Source organism: Zoogloea sp., assembly GCF_028689785.1.
GTDB lineage: Bacteria > Pseudomonadota > Gammaproteobacteria > Burkholderiales > Rhodocyclaceae > Zoogloea.
Window position 1 is genome coordinate 43,600 of the sequence record NZ_JAQVCN010000007.1, and the last position, 14,914, is coordinate 58,513.

The 14,914-nt window shown below is 64.7% G+C and carries 13 protein-coding genes; 10 read left to right on the forward strand and 3 right to left on the reverse strand.

What is annotated here, in order from left to right; translation table 11 throughout:
* The 10 genes from PHI64_RS05545 (at window position 1) to PHI64_RS05590 (ending at window position 10,204) form a co-directional block, all read left to right on the forward strand.
* Complete coding sequence (locus tag PHI64_RS05545) at window positions 1-1,566, forward strand: flagellar hook protein FlgE (RefSeq protein WP_299879858.1); 1,566 nt, start codon at window positions 1-3, stop codon at window positions 1,564-1,566.
* Between the two features lie 20 nt (window positions 1,567-1,586).
* Entirely contained in the window at window positions 1,587-2,327 is a 741-nt protein-coding gene (gene flgF, locus PHI64_RS05550) for a flagellar basal-body rod protein FlgF (RefSeq protein WP_299879861.1), read from the forward strand.
* Between the two features lie 165 nt (window positions 2,328-2,492).
* The gene (flgG, locus tag PHI64_RS05555) at window positions 2,493-3,275 is read left to right on the forward strand and encodes a flagellar basal-body rod protein FlgG (RefSeq protein WP_299879864.1); all 783 of its coding nucleotides are present in this window, start codon (window positions 2,493-2,495) and stop codon (window positions 3,273-3,275) included.
* Between the two features lie 24 nt (window positions 3,276-3,299).
* Window positions 3,300-3,974, forward strand: a complete 675-nt coding sequence (locus tag PHI64_RS05560) for a flagellar basal body L-ring protein FlgH (protein WP_299879867.1) — start codon at window positions 3,300-3,302, stop codon at window positions 3,972-3,974.
* 44 nt (window positions 3,975-4,018) lie between these two features.
* Window positions 4,019-5,095: a flagellar basal body P-ring protein FlgI gene (locus tag PHI64_RS05565; RefSeq protein ID WP_299880046.1), complete on the forward strand. Its 1,077-nt coding sequence runs from the start codon at window positions 4,019-4,021 to the stop codon at window positions 5,093-5,095.
* A complete protein-coding gene (gene flgJ, locus PHI64_RS05570) occupies window positions 5,095-6,087 on the forward strand; it encodes a flagellar assembly peptidoglycan hydrolase FlgJ (protein WP_299879870.1) in 993 nt (330 codons plus the stop codon). The genes PHI64_RS05565 and flgJ overlap by 1 nt, the downstream gene beginning before the upstream one ends.
* Before the next feature lie 81 nt (window positions 6,088-6,168).
* Complete coding sequence (gene flgK, locus PHI64_RS05575; protein WP_299879873.1) at window positions 6,169-8,121, forward strand: flagellar hook-associated protein FlgK; 1,953 nt, start codon at window positions 6,169-6,171, stop codon at window positions 8,119-8,121.
* Window positions 8,122-8,138: 17 nt separating this feature from the next.
* Window positions 8,139-9,332: a flagellar hook-associated protein FlgL gene (flgL, locus tag PHI64_RS05580; protein WP_299879876.1), complete on the forward strand. Its 1,194-nt coding sequence runs from the start codon at window positions 8,139-8,141 to the stop codon at window positions 9,330-9,332.
* A 6-nt stretch (window positions 9,333-9,338) separates the two neighbouring features.
* Window positions 9,339-9,809 (forward strand): hypothetical protein, encoded by a 471-nt coding sequence (locus PHI64_RS05585; RefSeq protein ID WP_299879879.1) that lies wholly within the window; start codon window positions 9,339-9,341, stop codon window positions 9,807-9,809.
* Between the two features lie 92 nt (window positions 9,810-9,901).
* Window positions 9,902-10,204 carry a PilZ domain-containing protein gene (locus tag PHI64_RS05590; RefSeq protein ID WP_299879882.1) on the forward strand — a complete coding sequence of 101 codons (303 nt, stop codon included), beginning with the start codon at window positions 9,902-9,904 and terminating at the stop codon, window positions 10,202-10,204.
* Window positions 10,205-10,231: 27 nt separating this feature from the next.
* Here the strand turns inward: PHI64_RS05590 and PHI64_RS05595 are convergent, their stop codons facing one another.
* The 3 genes from PHI64_RS05595 to PHI64_RS05605 all read right to left on the reverse strand — a co-directional run bounded on the left by PHI64_RS05595 (window position 10,232) and on the right by PHI64_RS05605 (window position 14,848).
* Entirely contained in the window at window positions 10,232-11,848 is a 1,617-nt protein-coding gene (locus tag PHI64_RS05595) for a malonate decarboxylase subunit alpha (protein ID WP_299879885.1), read from the reverse strand.
* A 23-nt stretch (window positions 11,849-11,871) separates the two neighbouring features.
* The gene (locus PHI64_RS05600) at window positions 11,872-13,272 is read right to left on the reverse strand and encodes a GntP family permease (protein ID WP_299879888.1); all 1,401 of its coding nucleotides are present in this window, start codon (window positions 13,270-13,272) and stop codon (window positions 11,872-11,874) included.
* Window positions 13,273-13,426: 154 nt separating this feature from the next.
* Window positions 13,427-14,848, reverse strand: a complete 1,422-nt coding sequence (locus PHI64_RS05605; RefSeq protein ID WP_299879891.1) for a sigma 54-interacting transcriptional regulator — start codon at window positions 14,846-14,848, stop codon at window positions 13,427-13,429.
* Window positions 14,849-14,914: the final 66 nt, after the last annotated feature.

Here is a 14,914-nt window from a genome sequence, read left to right on the forward strand (position 1 = left end):
ATGGCATTCCAACAAGGTTTGAGCGGTCTTTCCATCGCTTCCAAGGCCCTTGATGCGATCAGCAACAACGTGTCCAACTCGGGCACCGTCGGTTTCAAGCAGTCTACAGCTCAGTTTTCGGACGTGTTTGCCGCGTCTCTGGCCGGGGGCGGTACCCAAGTGGGTATCGGCGCGTCCATCGACAAGGTGTCCCAGCAGTTCAACCAGGGCAACATCTCCAGCACCAGCAACGCGCTCGATCTGGCCATCAACGGGCAGGGCTTCTTCCGCATGAGTGATGCCGGCACGATCACCTACAGCCGTAACGGCCAGTTCCAGACCGACAAGAACGGCTACATCGTCAACGCTGCAGGTCTGCGCCTGACCGGCAAGCTGGCGGATTCCAATGGTGTGCTCACCGGCACCACCGGCGACATCAAGCTCAACTTCAGCGACGCCAAGCCGGCCTCCACCACCAGCGCCGGCTACAACGTCAACCTGGATTCACGTTCGGCCACGCCGTCGGCCATGGGCAAGGCCGCAGTGTTCGGTACGGCTGCGCCGTCCCTGACGGTAGGGGCTTCACCGGCCAATACCCTGTCCATCCTCGTCGATGGTGCGACCACTCCCGTCACCGTCAGCATCGCACCGGGGACTTACGCGGACACGGGTTCCCTGGTGACAGCCATCCAGACAGCCATTGATCAGACTTCTCTCAAGGGTCGGGTCAAGGTGGCCAGTGACAGTACCGGGGTCATCAACTTCGCCTCTGCCCGTAGTGGTCGTCTCTCTGACATCAACGTCACGGGCACGGCTGCCGCTGCGCTGAACGTGCCTGGCACCACCGGCACGGCCACCAATAGTGCTTTCAGTATTTCGGACCCGACCAGCTACACCAGCACGACCTCGCAGACGGTGTACGACTCTCTGGGCAATGCTCACACTCAGTCGATGTACTTCGTCAAAACAGCCCAGTCCAACATCTGGGACGTTTACACCAGCCTTGATGGCGGCTTTCCGCCCGAAATCGATCCGGTAACCGGGGTTCATACGCCGAACACCATCAGCTTCGACGCCAACGGTGTGCTCCAGACACCGACCTCTTTCACCACGTCATACTCCGTATCCACCGGTTCGGTGACACCCCTGGCTTTCACCGTCGACCTCGATGGCACTACCCAGTTCGGCAACAGCTTCGGTGTCAATCAGAACACCCAGGACGGCTACACCACCGGCAAGCTCTCCGGTCTCACCGTTGATGCCGATGGCACCATCCAGGGCAACTTCAGCAATGGTCAGTCCCGGGTGATGGGGCAGGTGTGGCTGGCGTCCTTCCAGAACCCCAACGGCCTGCAGTCCCTTGGCGGCAACCAGTGGGCCGTCACCAATGCCTCCGGCCCCGAGCAGCCCAACGCTCCGGGCACCGGCAGCCTGGGAGTGCTGCAGTCGGCGGCAGTGGAAGACTCCAACGTGAACCTTACCTCCGAGCTGGTGAACATGATCACCCAGCAGCGCGCCTACCAGGCCAACGCCCAGTCCATCAAGACCCAGGACCAGATCTTGCAAACCCTGGTCAACCTGCGTTGATCCTGAAGGAAGCCTGAGCCATGGACCGTCTCATCTACACCGCAATGACCGGCGCCGCCGCCACCATGGGGCAAGAGGCGGCCGTGGCCCACAACCTGGCCAACGCCACCAGCACGGGCTTCAAGGCCGAGTTGCATCGCCTGCGTGCGGTACCCATCCAGAACGCCCAGCTGCCCACCCGGGCCTTTGTTGTGGATGCCAGTGTGGCGGACGATTTCACCCCCGGGCCGCTGCAGCACACCAACCGTTCCATGGATGTGGCGGTGCAGGGCAAGGGCTGGCTGGCGGTGCAACTGCCCGATGGTACCGAGGCCTACACCCGCAATGGCAGTCTGGAGGTGAGCGCCAACGGCATCCTGCAGACCCGCAGTGGTCTCCCGGTGGTCGGTGGCGGCGGCCCCATTACCGTACCGCCCGATGTGGAGGTCGTCGTGGGTTCCGACGGTACTGTCTCTGCGGTTCCGCGTACCGGAGCACGCAACAACACCACAACCGTGGGCCAGCTCAAGCTGGTCAATCCACCCGAGCAGGACATGCGCCGGGGCGGCGACGGCTATTTCCGCCTTGCCGACGGCAATCCGGCACCGGCAGATCCTGCCGTTCGCGTGGCTTCCGGCTATCTCGAAGGCAGTAACGTCAATGTGGTCGAGCAGATGGTGACCATGATCTCTCTGGCCCGGCACTACGAAACCCAAACCAAATTGCTGTCCGTCGCTCAGGAAATGGACCGCTCGGCGGCGCAACTGGTTGCCAAGAGCTGATCTGGCGCTGACCTGATGACCCCCGGGCCTGCGGGCCCGATCAGGAAATGACGGGGCTTTCCCCCGCTGCTCTGCATCTGGAATGCCTCTTGCTGTGTCTAGTATGGAAACCGCCCTTTTCTCCGCCGCTCGGCGCGGCACGCCCCTGACACACTGGAGCCCCCCATGATCCGCTCCCTCTGGATTGCCCGTACCGGCCTTGACGCCCAGCAGACCCAACTTGACGTCATCTCCAACAACCTCGCCAACGTCTCCACCAACGGCTTCAAGCGTGCCCGGGCGGTGTTCGAGGATCTGCTCTACCAGAACCTGCGGCAGCCGGGCGCCCAGTCCACCCAGCAGACGACCATCCCCTCCGGCCTGCAGATCGGTACCGGTGTGCGCCCCATAGCTACCGAGCGCATCCATACCCAGGGCAATCTCAACCAGACCGGCAATGCCCTCGACGTAGCCATTCAGGGCGAGGGTTTCTTCCAGATCCTGCTGCCCGACGGCTCCACCGCCTACACCCGCGACGGCGCATTCCAGCGGGACGCGAATGGTCAGATGGTCACTGCCAACGGCTATGCCCTGCAGCCGGCCATCACCATTCCCGCCAACGCCTTGTCGGTGACCATTGGCAAGGACGGCGTGGTGTCGGTGACCCTGCCCAACCAGGCTGCGCCGGCGCAGATCGGCAACATCCAGCTGGTAGGCTTCGTCAACCCGGGTGGCCTTCAGAGTGTGGGTGAAAACCTCTACCTGGAAACCGCGGCCAGCGGCGCACCCAACCCCAACACCCCGGGCACCAACGGTGTCGGGTCTCTGGCGCACAAGTACCTGGAAACCTCCAACGTCAATGTGGCCGAGGAACTGGTGTTGATGATCCAGACCCAGCGCGCCTACGAGCTCAACTCCCGTGCGGTGTCCACCTCCGACAACATGCTCGGCAAGCTGACTTCCCTGTAAATGCCCGCCGGGCGGAGAACGATCATGCATGCGTTCCGCATTCTGTCCCCCCTGTTTCTGGCTGCGCTGGCCGGCTGCTCGGCCCTGCAGACCACCCCGCCGACGGCGGTGCACCAGCCCCTGAGCGTCCGCCCCGAACCGCGTACCGCCCAGGCCGCCCAGCCTGGCTCGATCTTCCAGCCGAGCTTCTCGCGGCCCCTGTTCGAAGATCGGCGGGCACGCTTTGTGGGCGATGTGATCACCATCAACCTGGTCGAGCAGACCCAGGCGAGCAAGTCGTCCTCGGCCAACGCCGAGCGCAACGCCACTCTCAGCGCCTCCATCTCGGCTCTCGCCAAGGTGCCCCTGGCGGCCTTGGCCGGGCTGGGTGCCACCGCCTCCGACGCCAACAAATTTGAAGGCAAGGGCGATGCTGCGGCCAACAACGCTTTTCGCGGCACCATCACCACCACGGTCATCGAGGTGCTGCCCAACGGCAATCTGCTGGTCTCCGGCGAAAAGCAGGTGGCCATCAACCAGGGCAACGAGTTCATCCGTTTCTCCGGCGTGGTCAATCCGGTCTATGTCACCGGCGGCAACACCGTCCAGTCCACTCAGGTGGCCGATGCCCGGGTCGAATACAAGGCCAACGGCTACATCGACGAGACTCAGCGCATGGGCTGGATGCAGCGCTTCTTCACCAACGTGCTGCCCTTCTGAGGAGACCGGTCATGAAGCGGATCTCCAGACTCTGTGTGACCCTGATGGCCTGCCTTGGTGTGCTGACGAGCACGCCGGTTTGCGCCGAGCGCCTCAAGGATCTCGCTTCCATTGGCGGGGTGCGCCAGAACCAGCTCATCGGCTACGGTCTGGTGGTGGGCCTGGACGGCTCCGGCGACCAGACCACCCAAACCCCTTTCACTGTGCAGAGCATCATCAACATGCTCGGCAACCTGGGCATCACGCTGCCGCCGGGTCAGTCCCTGCAGTTGCGTAATGTGGCTGCGGTGATGGTCACCGCCAACCTGCCGCCTTTTGCCCGGCCGGGCCAGCAGATCGACGTTACTGTCTCGTCCATGGGCAACGCCCGCTCCCTCAAGGGCGGCACCCTGGTCATGACGCCGCTGAAGGGCGCTGACGGCCAGATCTACGCCATGGCTCAGGGCAATCTGGCAGTCAGCGGCGCCGGCGGTGCTGCGGGCGGTACCAAGGTCACCGTCAATCACCTGTCGGCGGGGCGCATCCCCGGCGGGGCAACGGTCGAGCGGGCCGTGCCCAGCCCGGTGGGGCAGGGGGGCTCGGTTTTCGTCGAGCTCAACGACGCCGACTTCGGCACCGCCCAGAACGTGGTTGATGCCATCAACCGCATTGCTCCGGGCAGCGCCCAGGCTGTGGATGGCCGGCAGATTCAGGTCCGGGCGCCAGAAGACCCCAACCAGCGCGTGGCATTTCTTGGCCGGCTCGAAAACCTCGATGTGACCCCGGCCATGCAGGCAGCCAAGGTCATCGTCAATTCCCGCACCGGCTCGGTGGTGATGAACCAGAAGGTGGCCCTGCAGAACTGCGCGGTGGCCCACGGCAGCCTCACCGTCACGGTCAGCAATGACCCGCAGGTCAGCCAGCCCGGCCCCCTCTCCGGCGGCCAGACGGTGGTCACCAACAAGGGCTCGGTCGATATCAAGCAGGAGGGCAGCTCCCTCTTCAACATCAAGGGAGGCACCAACCTGGCCGATGTGGTCAAGGCCCTCAATGCCGTGGGCGCCAACCCCCTTGAGCTCATCTCCATCCTGCAGGCCATGAAAGCCAGCGGTGCACTGCGTGCCGAACTGGAGGTGATCTGATGGCGGCCCAGGATTTCAGCCAGATCAATGCCCTCGACCCCAACACGCTGTCGGGGCTGCGCCGCCTGTCCAAGGAGAACTCCCCCGAGGCCACCCGTGAGGCGGCCAAGCAGTTTGAGGCCCTGTTTCTCCAGCAGGTACTCAAGTCCATGCGCGACGCGAGCCCCAAGAACAGCATGTTCGATAGTGAAGAGTCGCGCATGTACCAATCCATGCTCGATCAGCAGATGTCCCTCCAGCTGGCCACGCGGGGTGGCGGCATCGGCCTGGCCCGGGTGATCGAACGCCAGCTGTCGGCCGGCCAGGAGCCGGTGCTGCAGCCAGAGGGGAGCGTACCGCTGGATGGGGCGATCCGTCGCGGCTTTGCAGCGGCTGTATCTCCGGGCGCGACGGAAGCTTCGGCAAGTGGAGCGGCAATGTCGACGGCAAAAACTGCCGCGCCGCTGCCGGCTGCCGCTTCGGCGGGTACTGCACCGGCAAGCCTGCCCAACATGCCGGCGGGGGCCGGCCCCCGCGCCTTTGTAGACAAAGTGTGGCCCCAGGCTGTCGAGGCCAGCCGGGTCACGGGCATTCCGGCGCGCTTCCTGGTGGCCCAGGCGGCCCTCGAAACCGGCTGGGGCAAGCATGAGCTGAAGAACGCCGATGGCAGCCCGAGCCACAACCTCTTCAACATCAAGGCCAGCCGCAGTTGGACTGGCGGTACCGTGAACACGGCCACCACCGAATACAGAAATGGCGTCGCAACCCGCGAGAATGCGCGCTTCCGGGCCTATGGCTCGTATGCCGAATCCTTCCAGGACTACGCCCGTCTGATCCGCAACAACCCCCGCTACGCCGGGGTGGCGGGGCAGGACGATGCCGTGGCCTTTGCCCGCAGCCTGCAGTCGGCCGGCTATGCCACCGACCCCCAGTACGCCGACAAGCTTGCCCGAATCATCAACGGCAACACCCTGCGTACGGCGCTTGCCGCCAGCGCCACCCGCAGCGCCTGAGGACTTTTCGGCGGGCCGGCGTGAGCTGGCAAAGTTCTTGCACTGCCTTCCTTGAACTCCCCCGAACCAAGGAAGCGGATCATGGGCAGCAGCCTCTTCAACATCGGTCTCACTGGCCTCAACGCCGCCCAGGCGGGCTTGGTGGTGACCAGCCACAACATCTCCAACGCCGGCACGACGGGCTACAGCCGTCAGAGCACCGTGCAGAGCACCAACCCGGCCTTGTTTACCGGTGCGGGCTTCTTTGGCGAGGGGACCAAGGTTGATACCGTCAAGCGTGCCTACAACGGTTTTCTGAGCAGTCAGGTGCTGTCCGCCGAGACCAAGTTCAACGAGTACGACACCTACAGCACCGAGATCAGTCAGATCGACAATCTGCTGGCCGATCCCACGGTGGGTCTGACGCCGGCGGTCGCATCTTTCTTCGAGGGTGTGCAGGAGGTGGCGGCCAACCCCTCCAGCATCCCAGCCCGGCAATCCATGATCTCCACGGCCCAGAGTCTCGTGGCCCGCTTCCAGAACCTTTCCGAGCGCCTCAACGATGTGCGCGCCGGCCTGGAGAGCCAGATCAAGGACACGGTAAGTGCCATCAGCACCTACGCCACCGAGATCGCCGAAATGAACCACAAGATCGCCGTGGCCCAGCAGGCCGGTTCGGCCCAGCCGGCCAACGATCTGCTCGACACCCGGGATCGTCTCGTCAAGGAGCTCAACCAACTGACCCGCGTGTCCACCACCGAGGCCAGTGACGGCTCCCTTTCGGTGTTCATCGGCACCGGCCAGCCCCTGGTGGTCGGTACCACCGCCACCAAGCTGGCGGCCCAGGCCTCGCCGTCCGACCCGGCCCGTTTCGACGTCAACATCGTCACCCAGAGCGGCGCTGCCATCACCATTCCGGAAAGTCTGCTGGGTGGTGGCAAGCTGGGCGGCCTGCTGGGCATGCGCTCCGGTTCCCTGGACGCAGCCCAGAACCAGCTCGGGCTGATCGCTGCGGGCCTGAGCACGGCCTTCAATGCCCAGCACGCCCTCGGGCAGGATCTCAACGGTAGTCTGGGTACCAATTTCTTCACTGCGCCTCAGGTGGCCGTGCAGCGCTTCTCCAGCGCCACCACCGCCACCCCGGACGTGCAGTTTGCCGACATGTCCAAGCTCAGTGGTGACGACTACAAGCTCACCTTCACCAACACCACCGGCGGCTATTCCCTGACCCGAATCTCCGACGGCGCCTCGGTGACTGCGGCGAGCATCGGCCTTGACATCACACCGGCCGCGGTCTCCAAGGTCGGTGACAGCTTCCTGATCCTGCCGACCCGCTACGCCGCCGCCAACATCGGGGTGTCGATCACCGACACCCGAATGGTCGCCGCCGCAGCTCCACTGGCCTCGAATGCCACCACCGGCAATCTAGGCAGCGGCAGCATCAGCGCCCCGGTGATTTCCAGCACCGCCGACCTGGCCAGTTTCGGCACCAGTGCCTCCCCACTCAAGCTCACCTACTCTGGGGGCAACCTGAGCGGCTTTCCGGCTACCCTGCCGGTCACCTACACCCCCCTCAACGGCAGCCCGGTGACCCTCGCCGCGCCGGTGACTTCCATCCCCTACAGCAGCGGTATGAGCATCAGCTTCGGTGGTGCCCAGTTCACGCTTACCGGGGCTATCCAGGACAACGACACCTTCAGCATTGGCCCCAACACTGGCGGGGTGTCGGACAGCCGCAACGCCGTGCTGCTCGGCAATCTGCAGACCACCAAGACGCTGCTCTCGGCCAATGGCCAACCCTCTGCCACCTTTCAATCAGTGTATTCCCAGCTTGTCAGCACCATCGGTAACAAGGCGCGAGAGGTGGAGGTGAACCGGGATGCCCAGGAAAGCCTGGTACAGCAGGCCACCAAGGCCCAGCAATCGGTGGCTGGTGTCAATCTCGATGAAGAAGCGGCCAATCTGATCCGTTATCAACAGGCATACCAGGCCTCAGGCAAGGTCATGAGCATCGCCTCCAAGCTCTTCGACGAAGTCCTGGCCCTCGGTCGCTAATACGGAAGGAGTCCATCATGCGCGTCACCACCGGGATGATCTTTGACTCCGGCCTGTCGCAGATCCAGCGTCAGAATGCCCAGCTGCTCGACACCCAGCAGCAGGTGGCTACCGGCCGGCGAATCCTCAAGCCCTCCGACGACCCCGTGGCTTCTGCCCGGGCCCTTGAGGTTTCCCAGTCGAAGAGCGTCAACGCCCTCTATACCGCCAATCAGGGCTACGCCAGTGATGCCCTGCGGGTGGTGGACAGCAAGCTCGATGCCGCCAACGACCTGATCACCTACGTGCGCACCCGCGCCGTCGAGGCGGGCAACGGGGCGTATTCCAACTCGGAGCGTGCGGCCATCGCGTCCGATCTGGAGCAACAGTTCTCCGCTCTTCAGTCCATCGCCAACAGTCAGGACTCCTCTGGCGATTACATCTTCGCGGGCTATCGCAGCAACGCCCAGCCCTTTGTCGGCAGCATGGCTGCCGGCGTCACCTATCAGGGTGACCAGGGCACTCGCACCCTGCAGATATCCTCGTCGCGCAACCTGCCGATCACCAGTTCGGGTGACGAGATATTCAATCAGATCCGGGCCCCCAGCGGTTCGGCCTTTGCCCTGTCGGCGGCGGGCAATACCGGCACTGCGATGGCATCGGGCACCAGCCTGGCGGGTTACAACGGGCATACCTACGCGATCAACGTGAGCGCCGGCCCCACCTACCAGATCTTCGATTCCACCGCTGATCCGACCCATGCCTCGCCGATCACACCCACCGTGACGACGAGCGGCAGCGACACCACCCTGAGCTTCGGCGGCATCAGCATGACCCTCACCGGCACGCCGGCGGCGGGCGACAGCTACACCTTGTCCACGGTGGCCAGCACCTTTGACGTCATCGGCAACTTCGTCAGCGCCCTCAATTCGGGTAACGACAAGCTCAATCGCTTTGCCGTCACCCAGACCATCGCCGGCATGGATGCCTCCCAGGACAGCATCAGCCAGGTGCGCTCGGGGGTGGGGTCACGTATGGTCGAGGTTGAGACCCAGCAAAACATCAACGCTGACCTGGATCTCCAATATGCCGAAACCCTGTCGCGGCTGCAGGATGTGGATTACGCCGGGGCGGTCAGCAATCTGGTCCAGCAGCAGACCTATCTGCAGGCCGCCCAGCAGAGCTTCATGCGGGTCAGCAACCTGTCCCTGTTCAACTACCTGGGTAGCTGATCCGTGATGCGTCCGTGCTCCCCGCAGCTGCCGGCGCTGGCTGTCCTGACCAGCCTGTTGGGGGCCTGCAGCACCATCGGCGAGCCGCCCCACGACTGGTTGCTGCTTCCGACCGCGGCAGTGGTGGCTCTGGATAACGGCTATCTGAAAATTCCGGCCCTGGCGGCCGGAGTGGCCGTGTACGCCCTGGTGGACCCGTTGGCCCCCAACTGGACCCTGCAGGAGGCGCGCTTGGGTGACGAGCGTTATCGCCTTGCTCTGCGCATGAAGGCTCTGCACTCCGGTGGCGACGGCGAGGCGCGCCAGGTGTTTTCCCGGTGGGCGGCCCAACTGGCCAGCCAGCCAGGTTTTGCCGGTTACGACGTGACGGCCTGGGAGGAGGGCATTGACAGCACGCGCCCTTTCTCCCGGCGTGTGGCGTTCGGCGAGATTCGCTTGCGCCGCCTGCCCGCCCCGCTTGCTTCGAGCCCGCCATGAGCTCCTGTTGCGCTGCCTGCAAGCGTCTCTGAACCTTGCCGCGGCGGGCCGAGTTTCGTAAGGTGCGCGCTTCGACCGCAGGATTTGATCAAATGGACCGCATGAGCGAACGTCGTCGGGATCGTCGCATCCCTCTGGGTTGCAAGGTGGGTATCAAGCTCGCCGGTGCTGCCGCACCCATCGTCGGCGATTGCGTTGAACTGGGGGTTGGGGGCATGACCATCCACTCCACCCATGTCCCGCGCATGGACGAAGTTTTCGAGGTCGCGGTGCTGCCCCCGGAGCACGGCGGCCCCTTCATGCCGCTGCATGCCCGGGTGCGGGTGCGTCGCTGCCATGGCCTGGAAGGTGGCCTCTACGAGATGGGCGTCGAGATTGTCGACGTCATCCGCTGAGGCCAGTCCGGGGCACTGTGCCGGCATTCACGCCAGGATGTCGTCGCGCAGATGCATGGGGCCTGCGGCGAAGATGCGCGGGTCCATGAGCCTGGGAGGCCGGGGGATGCGGGGGCGGAAGCTCATTCGCCCAACGATGTCCTTTTCGATGTCGATCCCCGGCGCCACCTCGATCAGTTCCAGCCCGTCCGGACTTAGCTGAAATACGCAGCGCTCGGTGATGTAGAGCACCTGCGTGCCGCGCCGGACAGCCTGGGGGCCGCTGAAGGTCCGGTGCTCCACCTCATGGACGAACTTCGAGGCCTGTCCATCCGTGAGGATGGCGAGGCCACCGTCGCGCACCACCACCTCCAGGTTGCCCGCCGTGAAGGTGCCCACGAAAACCACCTTCTTGGCGTTCTGGCTGATGTTGATGAAGCCGCCGGCCCCTGCCAGGCGGGTGCCGAAGCGCGACACGTTCAGATTGCCCTCCTGGTCGGCCTGGGCCAGTCCGAGGAAGGCTATGTCCAGCCCGCCCCCGTCGTAAAAGTCGAACTGGCTGGGCTGGTCGATGATGGCCTGGGGGTTTACCGCCGCACCGAAATTGAGGCCCCCTGCGGGCACGCCACCAATCACGCCGGGCTCGGCAGTCATGGTGATCAGATCTGTCACCCGCTCTTCCGCCGCCACGGCGGCCACGCCTTCGGGCATGCCGATCCCCAGGTTGACCACTGCACCGCGGGCCAACTCCATGGCAGCCCGGCGGGCAATGATCTTGCGTTCGCTCATTTCCATGGGGGCCAGTGCCGACAGGGGCACCTTGAGCTCTCCGGAGAAGGCCGGGCTGTAGGTCTCGATGAAGGTCTGCATGTGGTATTCCGGGCTTTCCGCTTGGACAACGTAGTTCACGAAGATGCCGGGGATCTTCACCTGGCGGGGGTTCAGGCTTCCCCGTTCGGCGATCCGCTCCACTTGGGCGATGACGATGCCGCCGCTGTTGTGGGCGGCCATGGCGATGGCCTGGGCCTCCAGGGTCAGGGCCTCCTTCTCCATCGTGATGTTGCCGTCCGGGTCGGCGGTTGTGCCCCGGATGATGCCCACATGGATGGGGAAGGCCTTGTAGAAAAGGTATTCCTCACCGTCGATCTCCATCAGTCGGACCAGATCGGTGGTGGTGCGGGCGTTGAGCTTGCCGCCCCCGAAACGTGGATCGACAAAGGTGCCGAGGCCGACCCGGGTCAGGGTGCCGGGCTTGCCGGCGGCGATGTCCCGGAACAGGTGGGTAATGACCCCCTGGGGGAGGTTCCAGGCTTCGACCCGGTCGGCCACGGCCAGGGCTTGCAGGCGGGGCACCAGGCCCCAGTGCCCGCCGATCACCCGGGAGACCAGGCCGTCATGGCCCAGGTGGTTGAGGCCGCGGGTCTTGCCGTCGCCCTGGCCGGCAGCGTAGACCAGGGTCAGGGCTGCGGGGCCGTCTGCGGGCGGCAGGTCCTGGGCCTGGTTGTCCAGATACAGGGCCTCCAGGGCCACGGCGATGTTTTCGGGAAAGCCGATGCCGACGAAGCCGCCGGTGGCCACAGTGCTGCCCTTGCGGATGTGCGAGACGGCAGTCCGGGCCGAGACGATCTTGCCCTGCCCGGCGGGGGTGGGAGTCATGGTGTCCATGTGTGCTCCTGTTGGCGATGGGGTCAGACCAGACCGGTGGCGTAGTAGGTGGCGATCACGAAGAAGACCGCGCTGGTCTTGATCAGGGTGATGGCGAAGATGTCCTTGTAGGCCACCTTGTGGGTCAGGCCGGTGACGGCCAGCAGGGTGATCACCGCGCCGTTGTGGGGGAGGGTATCCATGCCGCCCGAAGCCATCGACGCCACCCGGTGGAGTACTTCAAGGGGAATGCCAACGGCGTTGGCGGCATTGATGAAGGTCTCCGACATGGCTGCCAGGGCGATGCCCATGCCCCCCGACGCCGAGCCGGTGATGCCGGCCAGGGTGGTGACGGTGATGGCTTCATTGATCAGCGGATTGGGGATCACCTTGAGGGCATCGGCCACCACCAGGAAGCCGGGCAGGGCGGCGATCACGGCGCCGAAGCCGTACTCGGAGGCGGTGTTCATGGAGGCCAGCAGCGCCCCACCGACGGCGGCCTTGGTGCCGTCCGCGAAGCGTGTGGCGACGGTGCGCCAGGCAAACACCATGACGGTCAGGATGCCCACCAGCAGCGCGCCTTCCACCGCCCAGATGGCGGCGATCTTGGAGACATCCTGGACCACCGGGGTGGCCTTGCCGATCACCGCCGGCACGAAGGAATGGCTTTTGCCGTAGATCTGGGGGATCAGGTCGGTGAACAGCTTGTTGGTCACGCCGACCAGTACCAGGGGCAGGATGGCCAGCACCGGGTTGGCCAGCTTCTCCTTGTCGTCGAAGGGCTCGGGCTCATTCACCAGCTCGGTGCCATAGCCCTCGCCGGCGGCCCGGGCGGCACGGCGACGCCATTCCAGGTAGGCCATGCCGGCCAGGAAGATGAAGATCGAGCCCAGCACGCCCAGCACCGGAGCGGCGTAGATGTTGGTCTTGAAGAAGGTGGTGGGGATGACGTTCTGGATCTGCGGGGTGCCCGGCAGGGAGTCCATGGTGAAGGAGAAGGCGCCCAGGGCGATGGTGCCGGGGATGAGGCGCTTGGGAATGCCGCCCTGGCGGAACATCTCGGCGGCGAAGGGATACACCGCAAAGACCACCACGAACAGGGACACACCGCCGTAGGTGAGCAAGGCGCACACCAGTACGATGGAGAGCATGGCCCGCTCGGCGCCCACCAGCTTGATCACCGAGGACACGATGGACTTCGAGAAGCCTGACAGCTCGATGACCTTGCCGAAGATGGCACCGAGCAGGAAGACCGGGAAGTAGTTCTTCACGAAGCCGACCATCTTGTCCATGAAGAGGCCGGTGAACATCGGGGCGACCAGTGTTGGGTCGGTGAGCAGCACCGCGCCGAGGGCCGCTACCGGGGCGAACAGGATGACGCTGTAACCCCGGTATGCGATGAACATCAAGAAGCATAGCGAGGCAAGGACGATCAGGAACGACATGGTTTTTATCTCCTCCGTTGATTGAATGCGGAGAAGACATGGCAGCTTTCGTGCCAAAATGTTTCTTATTGTTTTATAAGAATAATTTTATTTCGTCCCGGGGGTTCTGCCTGCCTTTGCGGACAGGTGTGTCTGCGCTCACAGACACCTGGGCTCACTGTCCGCCAGCGATGCCCAGGGCGCTGAGCTTTTCGTAGAGAGACGCGCGGGAGATGCCCAGGTTGCGGGCGGCCTGGGCCTTGTTGCCCGCGGCGGCGGCAATGGCGGCGAGGATGGCCTCCCGCTCGGCGGTTTGGTGGACCTCCTCGAGGGTCTTCGGTGCGGCGCTGGTCCGGGTCGGCCGGCCGTCCGCCAGCCCGGGAAGGATCTGCTCGAAATCCTGTCGTTCGAGGCTGTCGGCGTCCGACATCAGCAGTGCCCGCTCCAGCACGTTGGCCAACTCGCGCACGTTGCCGGGCCAGTCATGGCGAGTCAGGTAAGTGAGGGCGTCCGGGGCGAGGGTGCGGGGCGGTTCGCCGAGGCGGCGGGCCACGCTGTCGGTCAGGGATTCGGCGATCACCGGCAGATCGTCCAGGCGTTCCCGTAGCGGGGGAACCTGCAGAGTCATCACATTGAGGCGGTAGAAGAGGTCGGCGCGGAAGCGCCCGGCATCCACTTCCTCCTGGAGCCGTCGACTGGTGGCGGCGATGATGCGTACATCCACGCTGATCAGGCGGTTCGAGCCTACCGGCTCGATCTCCTTCTCCTGCAGGGCGCGCAGCAGCTTGGCCTGCAGGGCTGGGGACATGTCGCCGATTTCGTCGAGAAAGAGGGTGCCCCCTTCGGCCAGCTCGAACTTGCCGCTCCGCCCCTTGCGGTCGGCGCCGGTGTAGGCCCCGGGTGCCACGCCGAAGAATTCGGATTCGAGCAGGGTTTCGGGGATGGCGGCGATATTCACCGCCACGAAAGGGCTGTTTGCCCGGGGGCCGGCGGCGTGGATCGCCTGGGCCAGCAGCTCCTTGCCGGTGCCTGTTTCGCCCAGGATGAGGACCGGGGCCGTGGAGCGGGCGGCCCGGCGAGCCTGGTCTTTCACGGCGAGGCAGCCCGGGCTGGTGCCGACGAAGTTGGCGAAGCTGTACTTGGTCCGCCGCGCCTCGTCCAGCTTGCGCCGGGTGTCGGCCAGCTCGTGGCGCAGGCTCTGGAAGCGCGACATGATGGGGGCGAGCTGGCGGGCGTCGTCGAACAGCACCAGGCCGAAGCCGCCGATGATCTCGCCGGATTCATCCCTGACCGGCAGGCGCATCACCACGAAGGCGTCGCTGCCGAAATCCATGATGTCGAGCATGATCGGCCGGCCGCTGGTCACCACGCTGCGCATCTGGCTGTTGGGGATCACCTCCTCCACGGGCTTGCCGATCACCGCGGCGGGGTCGGGCAGCTGCAGGTGACGGGGGTACTGTTCGTTCATCCACACGATGCGGGCTTCGCGATCCACGATCAGGAGCCCCTCGGAGAGCTCGGAGAAAGCGCCCAGCAGGGTGTCCATGACCCGTTGGCGGATGCGTTCCGCTTCGGCGGTAAAGCTGTTGGGCGGCATGCGGGTCTCCCTCTTCTTTTCCTTATCTGCGGGCTCGTTTCCGGTGGTGTGCTTGCTCAACGGAAA

Excerpts from the sequence above, each read along its gene's own strand:
- PHI64_RS05545 (WP_299879858.1), top strand. The coding sequence starts at position 1 with ATGGCATTCCAACAAGGTTTGAGCGGTCTTTCCATCGCTTCCAAGGCC.
- flgF (WP_299879861.1), top strand. The coding sequence starts at position 1,587 with ATGGACCGTCTCATCTACACCGCAATGACCGGCGCCGCCGCCACCATG.
- flgG (WP_299879864.1), top strand. The coding sequence starts at position 2,493 with ATGATCCGCTCCCTCTGGATTGCCCGTACCGGCCTTGACGCCCAGCAG.
- PHI64_RS05560 (WP_299879867.1), top strand. The coding sequence starts at position 3,300 with ATGCATGCGTTCCGCATTCTGTCCCCCCTGTTTCTGGCTGCGCTGGCC.
- PHI64_RS05565 (WP_299880046.1), top strand. The coding sequence starts at position 4,019 with ATGGCCTGCCTTGGTGTGCTGACGAGCACGCCGGTTTGCGCCGAGCGC.
- flgJ (WP_299879870.1), top strand. The coding sequence starts at position 5,095 with ATGGCGGCCCAGGATTTCAGCCAGATCAATGCCCTCGACCCCAACACG.
- flgK (WP_299879873.1), top strand. The coding sequence starts at position 6,169 with ATGGGCAGCAGCCTCTTCAACATCGGTCTCACTGGCCTCAACGCCGCC.
- flgL (WP_299879876.1), top strand. The coding sequence starts at position 8,139 with ATGCGCGTCACCACCGGGATGATCTTTGACTCCGGCCTGTCGCAGATC.
- PHI64_RS05585 (WP_299879879.1), top strand. The coding sequence starts at position 9,339 with ATGCGTCCGTGCTCCCCGCAGCTGCCGGCGCTGGCTGTCCTGACCAGC.
- PHI64_RS05590 (WP_299879882.1), top strand. The coding sequence starts at position 9,902 with ATGGACCGCATGAGCGAACGTCGTCGGGATCGTCGCATCCCTCTGGGT.
- PHI64_RS05595 (WP_299879885.1), bottom strand. The coding sequence starts at position 11,848 with ATGGACACCATGACTCCCACCCCCGCCGGGCAGGGCAAGATCGTCTCG.
- PHI64_RS05600 (WP_299879888.1), bottom strand. The coding sequence starts at position 13,272 with ATGTCGTTCCTGATCGTCCTTGCCTCGCTATGCTTCTTGATGTTCATC.
- PHI64_RS05605 (WP_299879891.1), bottom strand. The coding sequence starts at position 14,848 with ATGCCGCCCAACAGCTTTACCGCCGAAGCGGAACGCATCCGCCAACGG.